The sequence below is a fragment of the Hyphomonas sp. TMED31 genome (assembly GCF_002172815.1).
In the GTDB taxonomy this organism is placed as follows: domain Bacteria; phylum Pseudomonadota; class Alphaproteobacteria; order Caulobacterales; family Hyphomonadaceae; genus Hyphomonas; species Hyphomonas atlantica.
The window spans coordinates 1-19,305 of the sequence record NZ_NHCK01000060.1 but is presented as its reverse complement, the minus strand read 5'-3'; the positions used below and the strand labels follow the sequence as shown (position 1 = coordinate 19,305).

The window sequence follows — 19,305 nt, the reverse complement described above, 5'->3', positions numbered from 1 at the left end:
AACTGTATCAGCCGGCATTGGCTGAATTCGCCGCACCCTTTTGTGCGGCTTTCTCCTCGCCTGAATAGCTTGAACTGTCAAAGAACGTGTAGCTGAGCGTAATCGTCTCCAGCGATTTCGCTACACGATCCTCGAGCATGTCCGCCGATACGAAATAGACAATGGGGAGCTTCTTCGTTTCTCCCGGCGCGATAACCCGCTCCTCGAAGCAGAAACATTCCAGCTTGTTGAAATAGAGCCCTGCATAATGCGGCGTCACATTGTAACTCGCAATGACGCGCACTTCCCGATCGGTCGGGTTTGTGACTTCGTAAAACGCCAGTCCGTGTTGGCCAAGCTTCAACTCTTGCTCGGTCTGGAGCGGGCGAAACAGCAGAGGCACGTCAGCAACATTTGCATCGAACCGAACGTCAATTGTCTGATCGACAACCATCTCCGGCGCCGCAGTCGCAATGCGGGTTGTTCCCCCAAAGCCCGTGACCTTGCAAAAGGTGTCGTAGAGTGGGTCCGCAGCGAAGCCCAGTCCCAGCATACTGCTGAAAACTCCCAGGGAAATCAACGCGACTTTTGTGTTCGAAAGCCTCATGAAGGGTCTTCCTCACTCGGTTTTTCATCTGCTGGAGTCAGGTTCGGCGGCGGCGCAGCCTGTTCCGGGGTCATGCCGGTAGGCAATTCCTGCACACGTTCGCCACGGTCATCCATATTGTAATAGAAGCCGCTCTCGCTCAGGTCGGACGACGAGAGACGAATGAAGGTAATCACGCCAACGAGGATGACGAACACGGCAAGCGCGATGCCAAGCCAGCGATTGCGGCTGTTCCGGGCGCGAAGCTCTTCCTGACTCACCGCAGGCGCCTCTGCAAACTGGCCCTGATACTTGTCTTGTTCATTCGTCATCTTCAGACGCCTCCAATCACGAAATGAAGGCCTGCCGCGTGCTCAAGAATGAGAGCAGCGAAAACCAGGAACAGATAGAGGATGGAGAAAAAGAACATTCCTCGTGCAAGCTTCATATCTGCTCCGCTAGCTTCGGCATCGCCAGCGTTCGACCGCCAGACGCGAACAGCATAGCCAAGGAATACAAGCCCGAGCGCCAACGCTGTCGCGCCATATATCAAGCCGCCCAAACCAGTGAGCACAGGCAACAAGGCCAATGGGACCAGCAGGATTGTGTAGAACAGGATCTGGTTACGCGTCACCTTCGCCCCGTGTGTTACCGGCAGCATGGGCACGCCTGCCTTTTCATATTCGCCATGCGCCAAGAGGCTCAGCGCCCAGAAATGTGGTGGGGTCCAGAAGAAGATGATGGCGAAAAGAATCCACGCATCAACCGGCGTGTTGCCCGTTACAGCGGCCCAACCGATCACCGGCGGGAACGCCCCTGCGCCGCCACCGATCACGATGTTCTGCGGCGTCGAGCGCTTCAGCCACATCGTATAGATCACGCCATAATAGAAAATCGAAAACGCAAGCAGCGCGGCAGCGAGCCAATTCGACGCCAGCCACATCAGCATGACAGATACACCGCTCATGATGAGGCCCATCGCGAGAGCCTCTTCTTTCGGCACGGCGCCGGAAGGAATTGGGCGCGTGGAAGTCCGGCTCATGATCTGGTCGATGTCTGCGTCATACCACATATTGATCGCGCCGGCCGCGCCCGAACCGAGCGCGATGGCCAACGTGGCAATGGCCGCCATGATCGGGTTGATCGAGACACCAGTCACGCCGACAGCCGCCACGAGACCCGCGATGGCTGTGAATACAACCAGCATCATGATGCGCGGCTTAAGAAGCTGCACATAGTCGCCCGCTGTCGCGTAACGTTTCTCTGATGTCGCACTCATGTCGGTCATTGTCTCAATCTGGTCCTTTTAAGCGAAACGGCCCAAGCGCATGTCGCGCCGGGCCGCCTCGGTTTCAGACTGTCTGGAAGGCCGAGCCCTTCCCTTGCCTGTTAGTGGCCGCCTTTGTTGGTAACGTGCGGCAGTTCGTTGAACTGGTGGAATGGTGGTGGCGATGGAAGCGTCCATTCCAGCGTCGTCGCACCTTCGCCCCACGGATTGGCTGCACCCTTGCGGCGGCGGATCATAGCTTCGACCAGACCAATGAAGAAGACGGTCGTGGCAACCAGCGTGATCGCGTAGCCGATGGATGACCACATATGCCAAGTGGCGAAGCCGTCTGCGTAGTCAATGTAGCGACGCGGCATGCCTTGCAGGCCCAGGAAGTGCTGAGGGAAGAACAGGACGTTCGACCCGATGAACATCAGCCAGAAGTGAAGACCACCGATGAAGCCGTTGTACTTGATGCCGAACATCTTCTCGAACCAGTAGTACCAGCCGGCGAAGAGGCCAAACACAGCACCGAGCGACAGCACATAGTGGAAGTGCGCCACAACATAGTATGTGTCGTGCAGAGCGTGGTCGATACCGGCGTTCGCCAGAACGACACCCGTCACACCGCCAACGGTGAACAGGAAGATGAAACCAATCGCCCAGAGCATCGGCACCTTGAACTCAATCGAGCCGCCCCACATGGTCGCGATCCAGGAGAAGATCTTGATGCCGGTCGGCACCGCGATCACCATCGTCGCCGCGACGAAGTAAGCCTTCAGGTCAACATCCATACCGACCGTGTACATGTGGTGAGCCCACACAACGAAGCCGATGACACCGATGGAGACCATGGCGTAAGCCATTCCGAGGTAGCCGAAGATCGGCTTTTTCGAGAAGGTCGACACGATGTGACTGATGATGCCGAATGCCGGCAGGATCATGATGTACACTTCAGGGTGACCGAAGAACCAGAACAGGTGCTGGAACATGATCGGGTCGCCACCGCCACCCGGCACGAAGAATTGCGAGCCGAAGTTACGGTCAGTCAGCAGCATGGTCAGCGCAGCAGCCAGAACCGGCAGCGAGAGCAGCAACAGGACAGCCGTGATCAGAACGCCCCATGCGAACAGCGGCATCTTGTGCAGCGTCATGCCTGGAGCGCGCATGTTCAGAATGGTCACGATGAAGTTGATGGCACCCAGAATGGACGCGATACCAGCTGTGTGCAGCGACAAGATGAGAACGTCCATCGCGGGGCCAGCGTGCCCGGTTGTCGAAGAAAGCGGCGGGTAGAGAACCCAACCACCGCCGAAGCCATTACCCGGCCCGCCTGGCACAACCATGGAAATACAAGCCAGAACAAACGCTGCGACGGTGAGCCAGAGCGAAATATTGTTCATGCGCGGGAAGGCCATGTCCGGCGCGCCGATCATGAGCGGCACAAACCAGTTACCGAAACCGCCAATCAGCGCTGGCATGACCATGAAGAAGATCATGATCAGGCCGTGATAGGTAATCACGGTATTGTAGAAATGCTTGGCGTTCTGGATTGCAACATCGCCTTCACCGGCGACAAATTGCGTCAGGACGCTTACGCCCGGCTCAGCGAGCTCCCAGCGGATCAAGCCGGAAAGCGTGTACCCGATAATACCGGCAATCAGGGCGAAGATCAGGTACAGCGTACCGATGTCTTTGTGGTTCGTCGAAAACAGCCAGCGCGTGAAAAAGCCCGGCTTGTGATCGTGCGCGTCATGATGGTCGATGGCGACTTCATCCATTGGCATGGCGATTCACTCTCTCTTGTCTATTGCTGGGCGGCGAACTGGGTCGCCTGCTCGTTGGATGCAAACACATCTACAGAAGCATAGGCCGCCTCGTAGTCTCCGGCGAGCATTTGCTCAGCCCATGCGTCAAACTGTTCCTGGCTGACCACGCGAACCTCGATCGGCATGTAGGCGTGGTTGACGCCACACAGCTCAGAACACTGGCCGTAATAAATGCCCGGCTGCTCCACCAGGAACCAACCTTCATTCAGGCGTCCCGGCACAGCATCGGTTTTGACGCCGAAAGCTGGAACGGTCCAGGAATGGATCACGTCAGCGGCTGCCGTGTAGTAACGGATGTAACGGTTTTGAGGGACAACCATGGGATAGTCGACGGCGAGGTTACGCGGCTTGGACGCATAATCAGAACGACCGGTTGCATCCGCATAATTGGCGCCATCCGTCGAAACACCGACGTGGACCGGGTTCGAGACGAATTCGAGGGGGTAACCTGAATCATCCACCAGATCCGGATAGGTGTAGGTCCAGTTCCACTGGTTGCCCTGCGCCTTGACGTTCACGAACCCCTTTTCAGCAGCTTCCGGGAAGTAATCCTTCGTGAAGCGCTCATGCTGACTGTCTTTTCCATCCGCCAAGAGCTTCTCAGACTTGTCAGTGATTTGCTGCAGGTTTGGAACAACGTCCTGATAGTAGAGGTTCGGGAAGGACTGGCTGGCAATTGCCACCAGGATCAGCGCCGGAACGACGGTCCAGATAACTTCGATCAGCGTGTTGTGGCTGAACTTCTTGGGCACCGGATTGGCCTTGCGATTGTGGCGAACAATGATCCACAGCAGCAGTCCGAGGACGAGCAGCGTGATCAACACAATGATCACGAGCACGAAGTCATGGAAGGTGTGAATGCGCTCCGCAATGCGGGTCGCGGCCGGCTGGAAGCCCAGCGCACCGTCGGTCGGTTCGAAAGCCAGTGCTGGTCCGGCCATAATGGCGGCGCACATGGCGGCAATAAGGTGTCGCACGAAGTTATCCTCGTCTCATTGGAATCTCTGCTCCTCTATCTACAATACGTACTAGCCGCAACCTACCACTTTACGCGCTCAATATTGTCGCAGGTTGTCGCCGCCAGACGGCATCTGTGGTACTTTTGGCCACACGCCCGGACATTGAAGAGAAAGGTCGACCAGATGAGAAACGCCATATGTGCTGCAGCCCTCCTTCTTGGATTCGGAGCCAGCCCTGCCCTTGCTCAGGTCGTTGTTCTGGGCGGCGGAATTGCCAAGGATTGTTATGAAGCCGCAAAATTCGAGACGGTTTCACCGCGGGAAGGTGCAGAAACCTGCACACGCGCCATTGAACACGAGGCCATGAACCCCAGCAATCGCGCCGCAACCTATACGAATCGCGGCGTACTGCACATGCGGGCGGGCCTCTATCAGAAAGCCCTGTCCGACTACGAGAAAGCCAAGAAGATACGCCCCGAAACAGGAGAAACCTACCTGAATGAAGGCGCAGCATTTATCTTCCTTGAAGACTATTCAAGCGCGCTTGCTTCGCTGGACAAGGCCATCGCACTCGATTCAAGTGACTTGTATGCCGCCTATTACAATCGCGCGCTGGCAAAGGAAAAGCTGGCGGATATCGAAGGCGCTTATTTCGACTTCAAGACCGCGTTGGAACTGAAGCCGGATTGGGAGCTGGCGCAATGGCAGCTTTCGCGGTTCGAAGTCACAACCAACTGATTTCTGCGCCTGCGCCCTTGCGGGTCGGCAGGGTGTCGCGCATCTATTCTGGATGACACAGACCTCCCTTCCCTTCGACCTGACCAAAGCATCCGAAATCCTGTCCAACGCCGCCAAGGGCGCGGATGACGGCGACCTCTTCGTAGAACGCTCGCGCTCGGAGAGCTTTGTGTTTGACGATGGACGTTTGAAATCGGCAGCATTCGACACCGATCAGGGATTTGGCCTGCGGGTTGTCGCCGGTGAAACAACTGGCTCCGGCTATGCATCCGAACTTTCGCTTGAAGCCATTCAGAGAGCGGCGGAAACAGCTGCTCAAGCAAAGCGCGGCTATTCAGGCCATCTCGCAACGGGGCCGACCCCAACCAATCGTCGCCTGTATGAGCCAATTGATCCTACGTCTGCGCCCGATTTCACCATGAAAACCGGGCTGCTGGCCGAGATCGACGCCTGGGCGCGCGCCTTCGACCCCCGCGTGGTGCAGGTTTCCGTATCGCTGGCTGGCAGCCACAAGGAAGTGGATATCGTCCGGCCGGACGGCGCGGTCTTTTCGGAGGTTCGTCCTCTTGTACGCTTGAACGTTTCCGTCACGCTCGAAGAGAATGGTCGGCGCGAATCGGCTGGTGCTGGCGCAGGCGGGCGCGCTGCCTATGAAGACTGGATCCAACCGGATCGCTGGCAAGCGATGGTGAAGCGCGCCGTGAAGAAGGCTTCGGTAAATCTTCAGTCCATCCCCACCCCAGCCGGCCAGATGGAAGTCGTCCTCGGGCCGGGCTGGCCTGCCGTTCTACTGCACGAGGCGGTCGGGCATGGACTTGAAGGCGACTTCAACCGCAAGGGCACAAGTGTTTATGCTGGCCGAATCGGAGAACAGGTCGCCGCGAAAGGCGTGACCGTCATAGACGATGGCAGCATCGAGCGTCGCCGCGGCTCGCTCTCCTTCGACGACGAAGGCACGCCGACGCAGCGNACCGTGCTGATCGAAGACGGCATTNTGAAAGGCTACATGCAGGACCGCATGAACGCACGCTTGATGGGCCAGGCCCCGACCGGCAATGGCCGCCGGGAAAGCTATGAAGCGGCCACAATGCCCCGGATGACCAACACGGTCATGCTGGGCGGCGACAAGGATCCCGACGAAATCGTTGGATCGATCAAGCGTGGCCTGTGGGCCGTTGATTTCGGTGGCGGCCAGGTCGACATCACGTCTGGCAATTTCGTGTTCCAGTGCACCGAGGCCTATCTGGTGGAAAACGGCAAAGTCGTTGCTCCCGTNAAGAACGCCACCCTGATCGGCCACGGCCCTACCGTGCTGCAGGATGTGACCATGATCGGAAACGACTTCGCGATGGATGACGGTGTAGGTGTGTGCGGCAAGGCCGGTCAATCTGTGCCGGTGGGCGTTGGCCAGCCAACTCTCAAAGTTGGTGCGCTGACTGTAGGCGGCGCTGGCTAAATTTGCTGTCACCTTGGGGAACCAGGGTTGCGGCGGACCACTCACTTTGACACTTTGTTGCCGCAATTGGTCATCGACTCGTTGCGGCTTTATTCAAGTTGAGTGTTCTCATGGTCCGTTTTCTATCGCCCCTCATCGCTGCAACGGCGATTGTCGTCAGCGCTGTCTTACCTGCATCAGCGGACATCCAGACCTTGTCTGCCGACTCTGCGCACACACTGGTCCAACGCGGCGAATTGATCCTGCTGGATGTGCGTACCCCCTCCGAATGGGCCATGACCGGAATGCCGCGTGACAGTGTCGGAGCGAATTTGCAGGACGTTGATTTTCTTGCTCAGGCCCGCGGCGCGGTCTTGGGCGATCTTGAATATCCAATCGCAGTGATCTGCCGTGCGGGGAATCGCTCCACCGAAGCAGCAGCGCGCCTCGAGGCTGCAGGCTTCGCCGAAATTTATGAGATCGCTGAGGGCATGGTTGGTTTGGAAGGCGTTGGCGACGGCTGGATAAAGCGCGGTTTGCCAACCGACCAGTTTCTGCCACCGGACTATTGAGCGCACACATCCAGACTCGAAAAAGGCGGCCCCCAGGAGCCGCCTTTCTTAGTTTCGATTTGATCNGAGATCAGAACATCTCGTCTGACACCATCGAGGATTCCGGCGGCAGCTCATCGCTTCCCTTCATCCAGTGCTTNATGATTGGTGAGATGATCAGCATNAGGACGCCGATACCCATGGCGACGTAGCCAACATTTGAATACACGCTGACATAGGTGGCTTTCGCAGCTGCAACGTCCGTGATCTGACCACCGATTGTTTCCGCACCGGTTGTGCGCGCGATCACGCCTGCCAGATAGTTGGACAGTCCGGAATAGAGGAACCANGCGCCCATTGTCATNCCAACCACGCGGGCCGGGGCAAGCTTGGTCACCGCCGACAGGCCGACTGGCGAAACCATCAGTTCGCCCATCGTGTGCACCCAGTAGATCAGGAAGATGAAGCCAACCGCTGTCATGCCCGCGCCGGACATGCCAATGCCCCCCACAAGCGATAGGAAGCCAAGCCCTGCCAGGAAGACGCCGATGGCGAACTTCACAGGCGTCGATGGTTCCATTTTCCGCTTGGACAGGGCAATCCACATCCAGGCAAAGATCGGGGCGAATATGACAATGTAGCCCGCATTCAGGAACTGGAAGACCGGCGTCGGCACGTTCATACCGAACATTTCCTTGTCGACCAGACGGTCTGTGAACAGGGTCAGCGACGAGCCAGCCTGTTCGAACAGCGCCCAGAACGGGATTTGCGCGAGCACGAAATAGATCGCNGCGAACATCCGATTGCGCTCTGTTCCCTGAAGTTTGACAAAGGCATATCCGACAAGGCCGATAAAGATGGCGATGCCGAGGGACCCGACGAACCAGTCTGGAATGACTTCCGCGTTCATCACNAGCAACATGGCCACAGCGATGACAAGCGCGCCAGCCAGATAGCAGGCCATTTCNACATTGATTGGGCCGAGGAAGGNTTTCTTCAGCGTTTCNGGATTTGGCGGCTCAGCCTTTCCTTCCAGGAATTTCTGTCCCCACAGGAACACCGCAAGGCCCGCAAACATGCCGATGCCTGCCAGGCCAAACCCGTATTTCCAACCCCATACGATACCGATGATACCGCAGGTCAGCGAGGACAAGAGCGAGCCAAGATTGATGCCCATATAGAACANGCTGAAGCCTGAATCCCGGCGAGGGTCGTCAAACTCATAGATCGCGCCGACAATGGTCGAGATGTTGGCCTTCAGATAACCAACACCAGCAATGATGAAGGCGAGCGAGAGGAACAGGATGTTGGTATAGAGCTCCTGCTGTTCCACGCGGGTGGTGTANTCACCNTTGGCGAACTCCTGATAGACGGGCGCAGTTGGCTCNTCTGCATCGTCCGCGCTCTCGAGGATCTGGAGATCACCTGAGCCTTGCTCGAACACGACGCGACGGGTTTCGCCGTCCAGGTCGACGAAGAGCTGGCGATTGTCACCGCGACCTTCATGNAGGATTTCGATCTCGGTCCCATTTGAGACGACATATTCTTTCGAGCCGGAGCCCTCAAAGGCCATACCGAAATGGCCGAGGCAGAGCAGGATCGCCCCGAAAGTGACGGCNTTGCGCTGGCCCAGATACCGGTCGGCCAGCGTGCCNCCGATAATGGTCATGACGTAAACAAGCGCCGTNTAGGCGCCGTACATGATGGATGATTTCTCGTCAGAGAACAGGAAATGCTGGGTCAGATAAAGCACCAGCAGGCCGCGCATCCCGTAATAGGAAAAGCGCTCCCACATCTCNGTAAANAACAGGATGGCCANTCCCTTTGGATGACCAAAAAATGAGGTATCGCGAGGCTTGCCCGCTTCACCCGTCGCAGTGATGTCCGTCACGCGTTCAACTCCCCGGAAATTCTTACGAACCGGTACTTTGATCACGCAAACGCAATTGTCTCAAGGCAGCTTGTGCCAAATCCAACGCCGGACAAAGGGCGTTTCTTGCCCCTAATAGGCCTGATCAGCAAAAATGTGACTTAGATCGCGCTGCCACTCACCATGATACTTCTCAAGAAGCCGCTCGGCCGGGGTGAACCCGGATCGTGCGATTTGGTCAAGTTCAGACAAATAGCCCGTTTCGTCATCACCAGATACTGACAGGTTCGCCCGGCGCTTCAGGCCCGCGCGCGCAATATCCAATACGTCGACGGCAAGATCCTGCATGGACCGGCCACCCGGCACAGGTGTTTTGAGGCCCAGCGTACGGACGCCTTGGCGCATCCCTTCACGCTCTGCCGCTGNCCAATCCTTCACCAGATCCCAGCACGCTTCGAGACTGTCTGAACAATACAGCAGCCCGGTCCAGAAGGCGGAGAATGCACACAAATGGCTCCACGGCCCGCCATCGGAGCCACGCATTTCCAGAAATTGCTTCAGTCGGACTTCCGGAAAAATCGTCGACAGGTGGTCGGCGAAATCATCCATGGCCGGTTTCTCGCCCGGCAAAATTGGCAGTTTGCCGTCAAGGAAGTCACGGAACGACAGGCCGCTGGCGTCGAGATATTTCCCGCCGCGACGCACGAAATACATCGGCACGTCCAGCGCGTAATCGACATANCGCTCAAAACCAAAGCCNTCCTCGAACACGAAGGGCAACATGCCCGTCCGGTCAGGGTCCGTATCGGTCCAGATCTGCGAGCGATAAGAGAGGAACCCATTCGGACGCCCGTCAATAAAGGGCGAATTGGCAAACAGCGCCGTGCCCAGCGGCTGCAGCGCCAGCGACACGCGGAACTTCTTCACCATGTCGGCTTCGGATTCGAAATCGAGATTGGATTGGACAGTACAGGTTCTGAACATCATCTGNCGGCCCAGNCGCCCNACCTTGTCCATATACTCCATCATGATCTTGTAGCGACCCTTGGGCATGATCGGCGTCTCCGCCATGCTCCAGATCGGGCTGGCACCCAGTCCCATGAAGGCCACCCCCAGCGGATCGGCAATTTCCTGCACTTCGCGCANATGGCTGCCNACTTCATTGCANGTTTCNTGCATCGTGCGAAGCGGCGCGCCGGACAGTTCAAACTGNCCNCCCGGCTCTAATGAGACGCTGGCACCATCCTTTTTCAGGCCGATCAGCTTTCCACTTTCGGAAATTGGCTCCCAACTGAATTTGTCGCGCAAGCCTTCCAAAATCGACAGCACCGACGCTTCNCCCTCATAAGGCAGCGGGCGCAATCCATCGCGAATGAAGCCGAATTTTTCGTGTTCAGTCCCGACACGCCATTCCGAANGAGGCTTGTTGCCAGCCTCGAAATATTCGATCAGCTCTGACTTATCCGAGATACGGCGGGAGTTTTCGTCGATATCCGACGTCGGCGTGGTCACTTTGGAGGNCTCCCCTCAATCTCTTGATCTGTGTGCACATAGGGATGTTTCTCTGAAGCGCCAACCGGGTTATTCTCACAAGTTCGTTTATTACTGCAGGTGAAAGCAATGACGCGATTTACGACAGCAGAGCGCGACGACCTCAAAGTCTGGGCGCGAATTCATGTGCGTGGAGGCTATGAGCCGATCGACGAAATTGAAGATATCCTGCTCGACCTGACAGAAGAATTCGACTCGAGAATTTCAGAGCGTGATCGCCAGTCCGAAATCCGGTCTGCGGTGATTCAGGAAATCGAGGCCCTTCGCAGCGAACAGGCTGAGTGGTCAGTCCTCACGGACTTCGACAGGCTCGAACTGGCTTTCGACATGCTGGAAGACAAGGACATTGTCGCNCGCCAGAACTTCACGTGTTGCGGCTCATGNGGCGCAACCGAAATCGGGATCGAGATCGAAGANTTCGAAGCGTATGGCCGNCCGGCACGGGGCTATGTGTTCTTTCACCAGCAAGACACCGAAAGCGCTATCGAAACCGGTCATCTCTATTTGAGCTATGGCGCGTCNCGCAACACCGCCGATGGNGTGATCCTTGAAGTTGGTCAGGAGATTGTGGACACGCTCAAATCCGTNGGCCTGAAAGTTCACTGGGACGGAAAGCTGGAGCACCGGATTGGCGTATCGCTGGCCTGGCAGCGCCGGTGGGAAGGGCCTGTCCCTCAGCCNCTGAAACGCTGGCCTTTCTAGATCCAGTCCCCACACACCGCTTGCCANAGGCTCAGTGCGGCAACGACGGCCGTTTCAGCTCGCAAGATTCGCGGTCCCAGACTGATCGGCACTGTACCTGCGCGAGAACGAAGGAATTGTCGTTCATCCGGACTGAAGCCGCCTTCCGGGCCGATGAGAATGGCCGCGTCACGAGCCTTGAGATCGCCAAGTGCTGCGAGCGCGGCGCGAGCCCGACCCTGTTCTCCGCCCCAAGGCTTTGAATCGTCCTCACCGGCTTCATCACAGAAGATCAAGACGGTCTCATCAGGCAGGGCGGACAATGCGGCATCGAGAGAGACCAGATCCGAAATCTCAGGCAGATCAAGCCGCTCAGTCTGTTCCGCCGCTTCCAGCGCAATCTTGTTGAACCGGTCCAGTCGCACTGTTCGGGTTTGAGTAAACTGCGTTATGACGGGCCGAATTCGTCGAACCCCCAACTCTGTCGCCTTTTCAACAATAAAGTCCGTTTCCGACTTCTTCACGGGCGCAAACATCAAAGTGAGTTCGGGACAATCGGTTGTTTGCTGGGCGCGGATTTGCTCGGTCGGCACAATGATCGCAGTCTTGCCGTCAGGCTCCGCAAGCTCGCACACCCACTCCCCGTCGGTCCCATTAAAGACACGCACGCGATCACCTATCGATAAACGCATAACTCTAATGATATATCTTGAGGCCTCAACGTCCAATCGAACAGGTACAGACATGGACAAAGCTGACGGTACGAACAGTCGCGGGATGGAACTCATTCGGGTGATATACCTTTCAGCAAAAGTGAAATCAGCAAGAGGTGAACATGACTGACCAAACAATCAAATCCGTAAATCCGGCGAATGGCACAGTCATTGAGGAATTTACACCCCACACCCCCGCAGAAGTGACAGCGATCATCAACCAGTCGGAAGCCTGCTTTACCGACTGGCGCAAGACCAGCTTCGAGCATCGCGCAAAACTCCTGATGAAGGCGGCGGATGTGCTCGAAGCCAATGCTGATAGTTATGCTGCGGACATGACCGCTGAAATGGGCAAGCCGCTCACCCAGGCAAAAGCTGAAGTCAATAAATGCGCGTGGGTCTGCCGCCATTATGCCGAACAGGCCGAAGGCTACCTTGCCGACGAGATCATGGAGAGCAATGGCAGCAAGGCCTATGTTCGCCATCTCCCACTGGGCGTGCTGCTTGCCGTCATGCCTTGGAATTATCCCTTCTGGCAGGTTTTTCGCTTTGCAGCGCCAATCCTGATGGCTGGGAATACGGGCCTGTTGAAGCACGCCTCGAATGTGTTCCGGTCCGCGCTGAATATCGAAGAAGTCTTCACTGAAGCGGGCTTCCCGGAAGGTGCGTTCAAGACTCTGCTGATTGGTTCAAAACACGTCGAGAGCGTTATCAAGGATGAGCGCGTCAGAGCCGTTTCACTGACTGGTTCTGGGCCGGCTGGCGGCGCTGTTGCTGCCACGGCTGGCTCCCAGATCAAGCCATCCCTTCTGGAACTCGGCGGATCCGACGCCTTTATCGTGATGCCATCCGCCGATCTTGAGAAAGCCCTAGACACCGCACTGACAGCTCGCACCCAGAATAATGGTCAGTCCTGTATCGCTGCCAAACGATTCTTTGTTCACGCAGACGTCTACGACGCATTCAAGGCTGGCTTCGAGGCCCGCTTCAAATCGCTGAAGGTTGGCGACCCTATGGACGAGACCACCAATATCGGACCGATCGCAACCGCATCCATTCGCGACGAACTCGTGGAGCAAGTCGAGAAATCGGTTGCTGCTGGCGCGTCGGTCTTCAAACCGGGTAATACGCTGCCGGACGAGGGTAACTGGTTTGATCCCTGCATCGTCAGTGGTGCGCCAAAAGGAAGCCCTTCGGCAGACGAGGAAATGTTCGGACCGGTGGCAAACCTGTGGAAAATCGAAAGCCTCGACGAAGCGATTGCCCGCGCAAATGATTCGGTCTTCGGCCTCGGTTCTGTGATCTTCACTCAAGACCAGTCAGAAATGGACCAGGCCATCAACGAGCTAGAAGCCGGAGCAACCTTCGTGAATGCCATGGTTGCGTCTGATCCGCGCCTGCCGTTCGGCGGAATCAAGCAGTCCGGGTATGGTCGCGAGCTGGCAGCCGATGGGATCAAGGCCTTCGTTAACCGTAAAACCGTATATTTCGCCTAGCGTTTTCTGGCATCCGCACACGCTGCGTTTACCGACAGAGTTCACCCAATAGGTGTGCGCGGCTGTTGGAAACGCAGAAATTCGGTATAAGCCCCGGCGATGAACGACGCGCGCAAGATACCGGCTGACAGCGCCCTGCCCGGCTGGCTGGCAAGCCTGCCTGAGGCATGGCGCCCCTATGCCATGCTCGCCCGCTGGGATCGGCCCGTTGGTATCTGGCTGCTCTACATACCCTGCCTCATCGGTCTGTCTTTTCAGAGGCTGATCACCGGCGTCTACGTGTTCGATCTGGTTTGGGCCGCACTTTTCCTGCTCGGCGCGGTAGCCATGCGCGGAGCTGGATGCACCTGGAACGACATTACGGACCGCGATATCGACGCAAGCGTCAGTCGCACGGCATTAAGGCCGCTGCCGTCCGGCGCCGTCACACTGAAGCAGGCTTACATATTTCTGGCGGCGCAGTTGCTGATCGGCCTGCTAGTTTGGCTCTTCCTGCCGCTGGACGCGAAGCTGGTTGCGCTATTGTCGATCCCGCTCGTGGGCGCCTATCCTTTCATGAAGCGCGTGACGTGGTGGCCTCAAGCCTGGCTTGGCATGACGTTCAATTGGGGCGCGCTGGTTGGCGCCGCCGTCGCTTCCACAATCAGCCTTCCCGTCCTGATCCTGTATGCGGGCCTGATCCTGTGGACAATCGCCTATGACACGATTTACGCCCTTCAGGATCGTGAGGACGACGCATTGATAGGGGTGCGGTCCACGGCACGCTTGTTCGGTCAACGCGCCGTGCTGATCAGCTTCTGTTTTCATCTGGGAGCTGCGGCGCTGATCGCTCTGGCTGCCGCGCTCAACGAAGCCGGGCGCATCGGGGCGGTAACGGCCTTGATCTTCCTGGGTCATGGCGCTTGGCAATCCGCGCGCCTCAAATCGAGCCGCGAACGCGATGCGCTGCCAGTCTTCAAATCGAATGTGTGGGCAGGCGCCGTCGTTGCATTTGGATTTGCGCTGTCCGCCATGGCTCCGGAACCGAAGCAAACATCTCTCTTTGCCGATCATGAAATCGTACCGGAAGGCCCTCCTTCCACCATGAGCTTGCCTTTCGGGCTTGAGGTGAAACGCGCTCGTCCCTCCCCGGCCGACCCCGGCGAGACATGGTTTGCCAGCGAGGCCTTGCGAACCTTGAGGCATGAGGGTGTGATCGGCCCCGACACCGATGCCCACCCTGCCATTCGCTGAATTGGAACAACCTCATCGCAGGAATGTTCATGACGCAGGCAGGGTGCGACCCATGCGCTCGCCCACGCCCGAATCCGTTGTCTCCACACAAAAAAGGCTGGATCGGTAAAACATGGCCAATCCCGACATACCGAACGTGCCCGATACAGAAAGCCTCGATCCAGAGGATTGGGAAGATTTCCGCATGCGTCTGCATCGCATGATAGACATTGCGGTCGACCAGATGGAGCGGTCGCATGAAGGACGGGTCTGGACGCCATTTCCAGACGAGATCAAATCCCTTTTTGATCTGTCCCAGACAGGCCAGTCTTCCGAACAAGTCGATACAACGCTCCAAAAGCTATTGCCTTACGGTGTGGGAAACACACACCCCCGCTTCTTCGGCTGGGTTCACGGGTCAGGCACACCGTCAAACCTCGTGGCAGAAATCGCCGCAGCGACAATGAATGCCAATACCGGTGGACGAAACCATGCCGCGATCGAAGTAGAGCGGCTGGTGATCGAATGGTGCAAGAGGCTGTTCTCATTTCCTGATGAGGCAAGCGGACTAGTCATGTCCGGCACGTCCATGGCAACGATCGTCGCGATCAAGGCAGCCCGCGATGCCCGCCTTGACTTCAAAAGTCGCCAAGAAGGCCTCGGAGGTCATAAACTCGTAGGATATACCTCGACTGAGGCGCATGCCTGCATTGCCCGCGCATTCGATATGGTCGGCCTCGGCACAGGCGCCCTGCGGCGGATCCCCGTAACGCCTGACCACCAAATCGATATCGAACTGCTGAAGAAGCAAATCCATAATGACCGCGAGGGCGGATTTGAACCGTTTCTGATCGCCGGGACGTGTGGATCTGTAAATGCTGGCACGATTGACGACCTCATGGCTCTGTCAGACATATCTGAGACAGAGCAGCTCTGGTTCCACGTTGATGGTGCCTTTGGTGCACTTGGAATGCTGAGCGACAGATTGCGACACCGCCTCGCCGGTCTGGAACGCGCAGACTCTATCGCCTTCGACTTCCATAAATGGCTTCATGTCAATTACGATGCTGGCTGCATCCTGATCCGCTCAGGGGACACACACCTGAAATCCTTTTCCGACAGGCCAGATTACCTCAAATCCGCGGAGCATGGACTCGCCGCTGGTGGAACCTGGCCGGTCGAACTGGGGCCCGAGCTATCACGCGGCTTTCGTGCCTTGAAAGTCTGGGCCCAGATCGCGGAGCATGGTGAAGAGAAACTGGGCCGGATGATCTCGCGCAACTGCGAACAAGCTGCGTACCTTGGGGAGCTCGTTGAAGCGGCAAGCGATCTGGAGCTGCTTCTACCAGTCTCCATGCAGATCTGCTGCTTCCGCTACGTTCCGGCGTCAGCGAGTGACGTGGACCTGAACTCCCTCAACGAAGACATCGTTATTCAGCTTCAAATGTCCGGCATCGCGGCACCATCCACCACACGGATTGACGGCAAGACAGCCATTCGCGTGAACATTACAAATCACCGAACGGCACAATCGGACCTGGACGTGTTGGTCAGGGAAGTTCGCAGGATTGGCGCAGACCTCACCCAATCTCACTGACGGTTTATTTGCGTCCCGACGCAACCGCACCTAGGTAAAGGGCATGACACTCGTAATCGAAATGGTATCGGACCTGGTTTGCCCGTGGTGTTGGCTCGGCAAACGCAGGATGGATGAAGCAATCAAACTGGTCCCGGAACTGGATGTGGAGTTGATATTCCGCCCGTTCGAGCTGGACCCGACGATCCCGGCTGCTGGCGTCGACTACAAGGCGCACATGAAAGAGAAGTTCGGCTCTGATGCGGGCAAGGATCGCGCCAATACCATGCGTCAGGCGCTGATCGATTATGGCCACGCGGAGGGCATCCCGTACAATTTCGACAAGATCACCCGCCGCCCGAACAGCTTCAACGCACACCGGCTGGTTCGCTGGGCTCAAGGCCAGCAGAAAGGTGCCCTCGCAAAGGAAGCCCTGTTCAAGGCCTATTTCTCCGACGGCCGCGACATCGGTGAAACTGATGTGCTGGTCGACATCGCCCGGGAGATCGATCTGGATTCGAGCATTGTTGCCGAGCTTCTTCCGACCGACGCCGACGTAGACAATGTCCGGCAGGAAGAAGCTCTTTTCTAGCAAATGGGTATCAGCGGTGTTCCAACCTATATCGCCAATCGCCGCGTTGCGGTTCAGGGCGCTGAGACCGCTGAAAAGCTGGCCCGCTTCCTGAAGGACGCAGCCGCCCGCCTTCCAGAAGAGCGTCCTGCGGGAAGTTAATATTCGCCAGATGCTCCTGATAAAAAAACGCCGCTCCAAAAGGAGCGGCGTTTTTTNATGAGATAGAGAGGCGAGCGCCTTAGTTGACCATCGCAGCCTTGAGGCTTTCCAGGTAGTCATAGTGCTCCTGCAGGGTCAGCCGGGTGCTGTCTTCCTTGTCGAGCGACTGTATCTTCAGATGGGTCTCTTCGAGCTCTTTCTGGACATCCTCAACCTTGAGCTTGTCCAGCATGCGAGCTTCCTCGGCAAGAATGGTCAGGCCTTCAGGCGTGACGTCCGCAAAGCCGCCACGCACAAAAATGCGCATCTTGACGCCGTTGCCTTCCAGAACACGAACAACACCGTTCTTCAGTGTCGTCATGAACGGAGCATGGTTTGCCAGCACGCCGAACTCACCTTCCGAGCCGGGGGCGATCACATGGTCCACCTCGCCAGAGAAAAGCTCTCTGGCAGGCGAGACGAGTGAGAAGTGGAGTTTGTTGGCCATACTTCCTTGTCCGTAATCGCTTAGGCGTCAGCCAGCATTTTCTCGGCTTTGGCTTTCGCCTCTTCCATGTTGCCGACCATGTAGAAGGCCTGCTCTGGAAGATGGTCGTACTCACCCGCGATCAGGCCCTGGAAGCCCTTGATCGTGTCTTCGAGCTTGACCTGAACGCCTGGCGAACCGGTGAAGACCTCAGCAACGTCGAACGGCTGGGACAGGAAGCGCTCAACCTTACGGGCGCGTGCCACGGCCAGTTTGTCTTCTTCCGAAAGTTCGTCCATGCCGAGGATGGCGATGATGTCCTGAAGTTCCTTGTAGCGCTGCAGGATTTCCTGAACACCACGAGCCACGTTGTAGTGATCATCACCGACAATCATCGGGTCGAGAATACGGCTGGTAGAGTCCAGCGGGTCCACAGCAGGATAGATGCCTTTCTCAGCGATTGAACGGTTTAGAACCGTCGTTGCGTCAAGGTGGGCAAACGAGGTTGCCGGAGCCGGGTCGGTAAGGTCGTCAGCTGGAACGTAGACAGCCTGAACCGATGTGATCGATCCCTTGGTTGTGGACGTAATACGCTCCTGCAGGCCACCCATGTCGGTTGCCAGTGTCGGCTGATAACCCACAGCTGAAGGAATACGACCGAGAAGTGCGGACACCTCAGCACCTGCCTGCGTGAAGCGGAAGATGTTGTCGACGAAGAACAGAACGTCTTTGCCTTCTTCATCACGGAAGTACTCAGCCTGGGCCAGACCGGTCAGAGCAACACGTGCACGTGCGCCCGGAGGCTCGTTCATCTGGCCGTAGACCAAGGCAATGCGGCTCTCGCCTTCCAGGTCGATAACCTTGGATTCGATCATCTCGTGATAGAGATCGTTCCCTTCGCGGGTACGCTCACCCACGCCGGCGAACACAGAATAACCACCGAACAGCTTCGCGATGTTGTTGATCAGTTCCATGATCAGAACGGTCTTGCCAACACCAGCACCGCCGAACAGGCCGATCTTGCCGCCTTTCACGTATGGGCAAAGCAGGTCGACAACCTTGATGCCGGTCACGAGCACTTCGGATTCGGTCGACTGATCGACAAATTCAGGGGCTTCGGCGTGAATTGGCCGACGCATTTCGGTATCGACCGGGCCGCGCTCGTCAATCGGCTCACCGATGACGTTCATGATGCGGCCAAGCGTTGCCGGACCAACCGGAACCGTAATCGGAGCGCCCGTATCAGCGACCGACTGACCACGCACCAGACCTTCGGTAGAGTCCATGGCGATCGTACGAACCGTGCTCTCGCCAAGGTGCTGCGCGACCTCAAGCAGAAGGCGGTTGCCGTTGTTGTCTGTTTCAAGCGCGTTCAGAATAGCGGGCAGGTCGCCGTCGAATTCGACGTCGACAACAGCACCGATCACCTGGGACACGCGGCCGTTTGCGTTTGCGGGAGTGCTCATGCGGGTCGTCTCCTTTGGAGCGGGTATATGGATTCAGTCTTGGCCATTTAGAGTGCCTCAGCACCGGAGATGATCTCGATCAGCTCCTTGGTGATCTGGGCCTGGCGTGCGCGGTTGTATTGCAGTGACAGCGAGTCAATCATTTCGCCGGCATTGTTGGTCGCGTTGTCCATGGCCGTCATGCGGCTGGCCTGCTC

At 57.2% G+C, this 19,305-nt stretch carries 19 protein-coding genes; 8 read left to right on the top strand and 11 right to left on the bottom strand.

Features of this window, described 5'->3' with window-relative positions:
* Positions 1-7: 7 nt before the first annotated feature.
* The 5 genes from CBB91_RS09265 to coxB form a co-directional block, all read right to left on the bottom strand.
* Positions 8-586: a cytochrome c oxidase assembly protein gene (locus tag CBB91_RS09265; protein WP_273013692.1), complete on the bottom strand. Its 579-nt coding sequence runs from the start codon at positions 584-586 to the stop codon at positions 8-10.
* The gene (locus CBB91_RS09260) at positions 583-897 is read right to left on the bottom strand and encodes a hypothetical protein (protein WP_273013690.1); all 315 of its coding nucleotides are present in this window, start codon (positions 895-897) and stop codon (positions 583-585) included. Before CBB91_RS09260 ends, CBB91_RS09265 begins: the two co-directional genes overlap by 4 nt.
* A gap of 2 nt (positions 898-899) precedes the next feature.
* Entirely contained in the window at positions 900-1,853 is a 954-nt protein-coding gene (gene cyoE / locus CBB91_RS09255; RefSeq protein ID WP_345906791.1) for a protoheme IX farnesyltransferase, read from the bottom strand.
* A 101-nt stretch (positions 1,854-1,954) separates the two neighbouring features.
* Entirely contained in the window at positions 1,955-3,613 is a 1,659-nt protein-coding gene (gene ctaD / locus CBB91_RS09250) for a cytochrome c oxidase subunit I (protein ID WP_035553698.1), read from the bottom strand.
* Positions 3,614-3,639: 26 nt separating this feature from the next.
* Entirely contained in the window at positions 3,640-4,638 is a 999-nt protein-coding gene (gene coxB, locus CBB91_RS09245; RefSeq protein ID WP_035553700.1) for a cytochrome c oxidase subunit II, read from the bottom strand.
* Between the two features lie 165 nt (positions 4,639-4,803).
* Here coxB and CBB91_RS09240 point away from each other — a divergent pair, with 165 nt between their 5' ends.
* The 3 genes from CBB91_RS09240 to CBB91_RS09230 all read left to right on the top strand — a co-directional run bounded on the left by CBB91_RS09240 (position 4,804) and on the right by CBB91_RS09230 (position 7,365).
* The gene (locus CBB91_RS09240; protein WP_273013686.1) at positions 4,804-5,358 is read left to right on the top strand and encodes a tetratricopeptide repeat protein; all 555 of its coding nucleotides are present in this window, start codon (positions 4,804-4,806) and stop codon (positions 5,356-5,358) included.
* Between the two features lie 52 nt (positions 5,359-5,410).
* A complete protein-coding gene (gene tldD, locus CBB91_RS09235; protein ID WP_273013685.1) occupies positions 5,411-6,814 on the top strand; it encodes a metalloprotease TldD in 1,404 nt (467 codons plus the stop codon).
* Between the two features lie 110 nt (positions 6,815-6,924).
* Positions 6,925-7,365 carry a rhodanese-like domain-containing protein gene (locus CBB91_RS09230; RefSeq protein WP_035553705.1) on the top strand — a complete coding sequence of 147 codons (441 nt, stop codon included), beginning with the start codon at positions 6,925-6,927 and terminating at the stop codon, positions 7,363-7,365.
* A 70-nt stretch (positions 7,366-7,435) separates the two neighbouring features.
* Here the strand turns inward: CBB91_RS09230 and CBB91_RS09225 are convergent, their stop codons facing one another.
* From CBB91_RS09225 to CBB91_RS09215, 3 genes are all read right to left on the bottom strand, one after another.
* Positions 7,436-9,139 carry a peptide MFS transporter gene (locus CBB91_RS09225; protein ID WP_345906790.1) on the bottom strand — a complete coding sequence of 568 codons (1,704 nt, stop codon included), beginning with the start codon at positions 9,137-9,139 and terminating at the stop codon, positions 7,436-7,438.
* A gap of 207 nt (positions 9,140-9,346) precedes the next feature.
* On the bottom strand, positions 9,347-10,726 hold the full coding sequence (locus CBB91_RS09220; RefSeq protein WP_273013674.1) for a glutamate--cysteine ligase: 1,380 nt from the start codon (positions 10,724-10,726) through the stop codon (positions 9,347-9,349).
* Positions 10,727-11,463: 737 nt separating this feature from the next.
* Positions 11,464-12,234, bottom strand: a complete 771-nt coding sequence (locus tag CBB91_RS09215; protein WP_035553707.1) for a 16S rRNA (uracil(1498)-N(3))-methyltransferase — start codon at positions 12,232-12,234, stop codon at positions 11,464-11,466.
* A gap of 47 nt (positions 12,235-12,281) precedes the next feature.
* Between CBB91_RS09215 and CBB91_RS09210 the strand changes: the two genes are divergently transcribed.
* The 5 genes from CBB91_RS09210 (at position 12,282) to CBB91_RS09190 (ending at position 17,176) form a co-directional block, all read left to right on the top strand.
* Positions 12,282-13,655 carry an NAD-dependent succinate-semialdehyde dehydrogenase gene (locus tag CBB91_RS09210; protein WP_273013673.1) on the top strand — a complete coding sequence of 458 codons (1,374 nt, stop codon included), beginning with the start codon at positions 12,282-12,284 and terminating at the stop codon, positions 13,653-13,655.
* 99 nt (positions 13,656-13,754) lie between these two features.
* Positions 13,755-14,888 carry a 4-hydroxybenzoate octaprenyltransferase gene (gene ubiA, locus CBB91_RS09205; RefSeq protein ID WP_273013672.1) on the top strand — a complete coding sequence of 378 codons (1,134 nt, stop codon included), beginning with the start codon at positions 13,755-13,757 and terminating at the stop codon, positions 14,886-14,888.
* Positions 14,889-15,000: 112 nt separating this feature from the next.
* Positions 15,001-16,464 (top strand): pyridoxal-dependent decarboxylase, encoded by a 1,464-nt coding sequence (locus tag CBB91_RS09200; RefSeq protein ID WP_273013671.1) that lies wholly within the window; start codon positions 15,001-15,003, stop codon positions 16,462-16,464.
* Positions 16,465-16,507: 43 nt separating this feature from the next.
* Positions 16,508-17,035, top strand: coding sequence for a DsbA family oxidoreductase (locus CBB91_RS09195; RefSeq protein ID WP_273013670.1), 528 nt, complete (start codon positions 16,508-16,510; stop codon positions 17,033-17,035).
* Positions 17,036-17,038: 3 nt separating this feature from the next.
* Positions 17,039-17,176, top strand: coding sequence for a hypothetical protein (locus CBB91_RS09190; protein ID WP_273013668.1), 138 nt, complete (start codon positions 17,039-17,041; stop codon positions 17,174-17,176).
* A gap of 79 nt (positions 17,177-17,255) precedes the next feature.
* On the opposite strand, the gene CBB91_RS09185 is transcribed toward CBB91_RS09190, so the two are convergent.
* The 3 genes from CBB91_RS09185 to CBB91_RS09175 form a co-directional block, all read right to left on the bottom strand.
* Positions 17,256-17,663, bottom strand: a complete 408-nt coding sequence (locus CBB91_RS09185) for a F0F1 ATP synthase subunit epsilon (RefSeq protein WP_273013666.1) — start codon at positions 17,661-17,663, stop codon at positions 17,256-17,258.
* A gap of 20 nt (positions 17,664-17,683) precedes the next feature.
* A complete protein-coding gene (atpD, locus tag CBB91_RS09180) occupies positions 17,684-19,108 on the bottom strand; it encodes a F0F1 ATP synthase subunit beta (protein ID WP_035553721.1) in 1,425 nt (474 codons plus the stop codon).
* 47 nt (positions 19,109-19,155) lie between these two features.
* On the bottom strand, positions 19,156-19,305 hold a 150-nt coding region (locus CBB91_RS09175; protein ID WP_273013715.1), incomplete at its 5' end, for a F0F1 ATP synthase subunit gamma.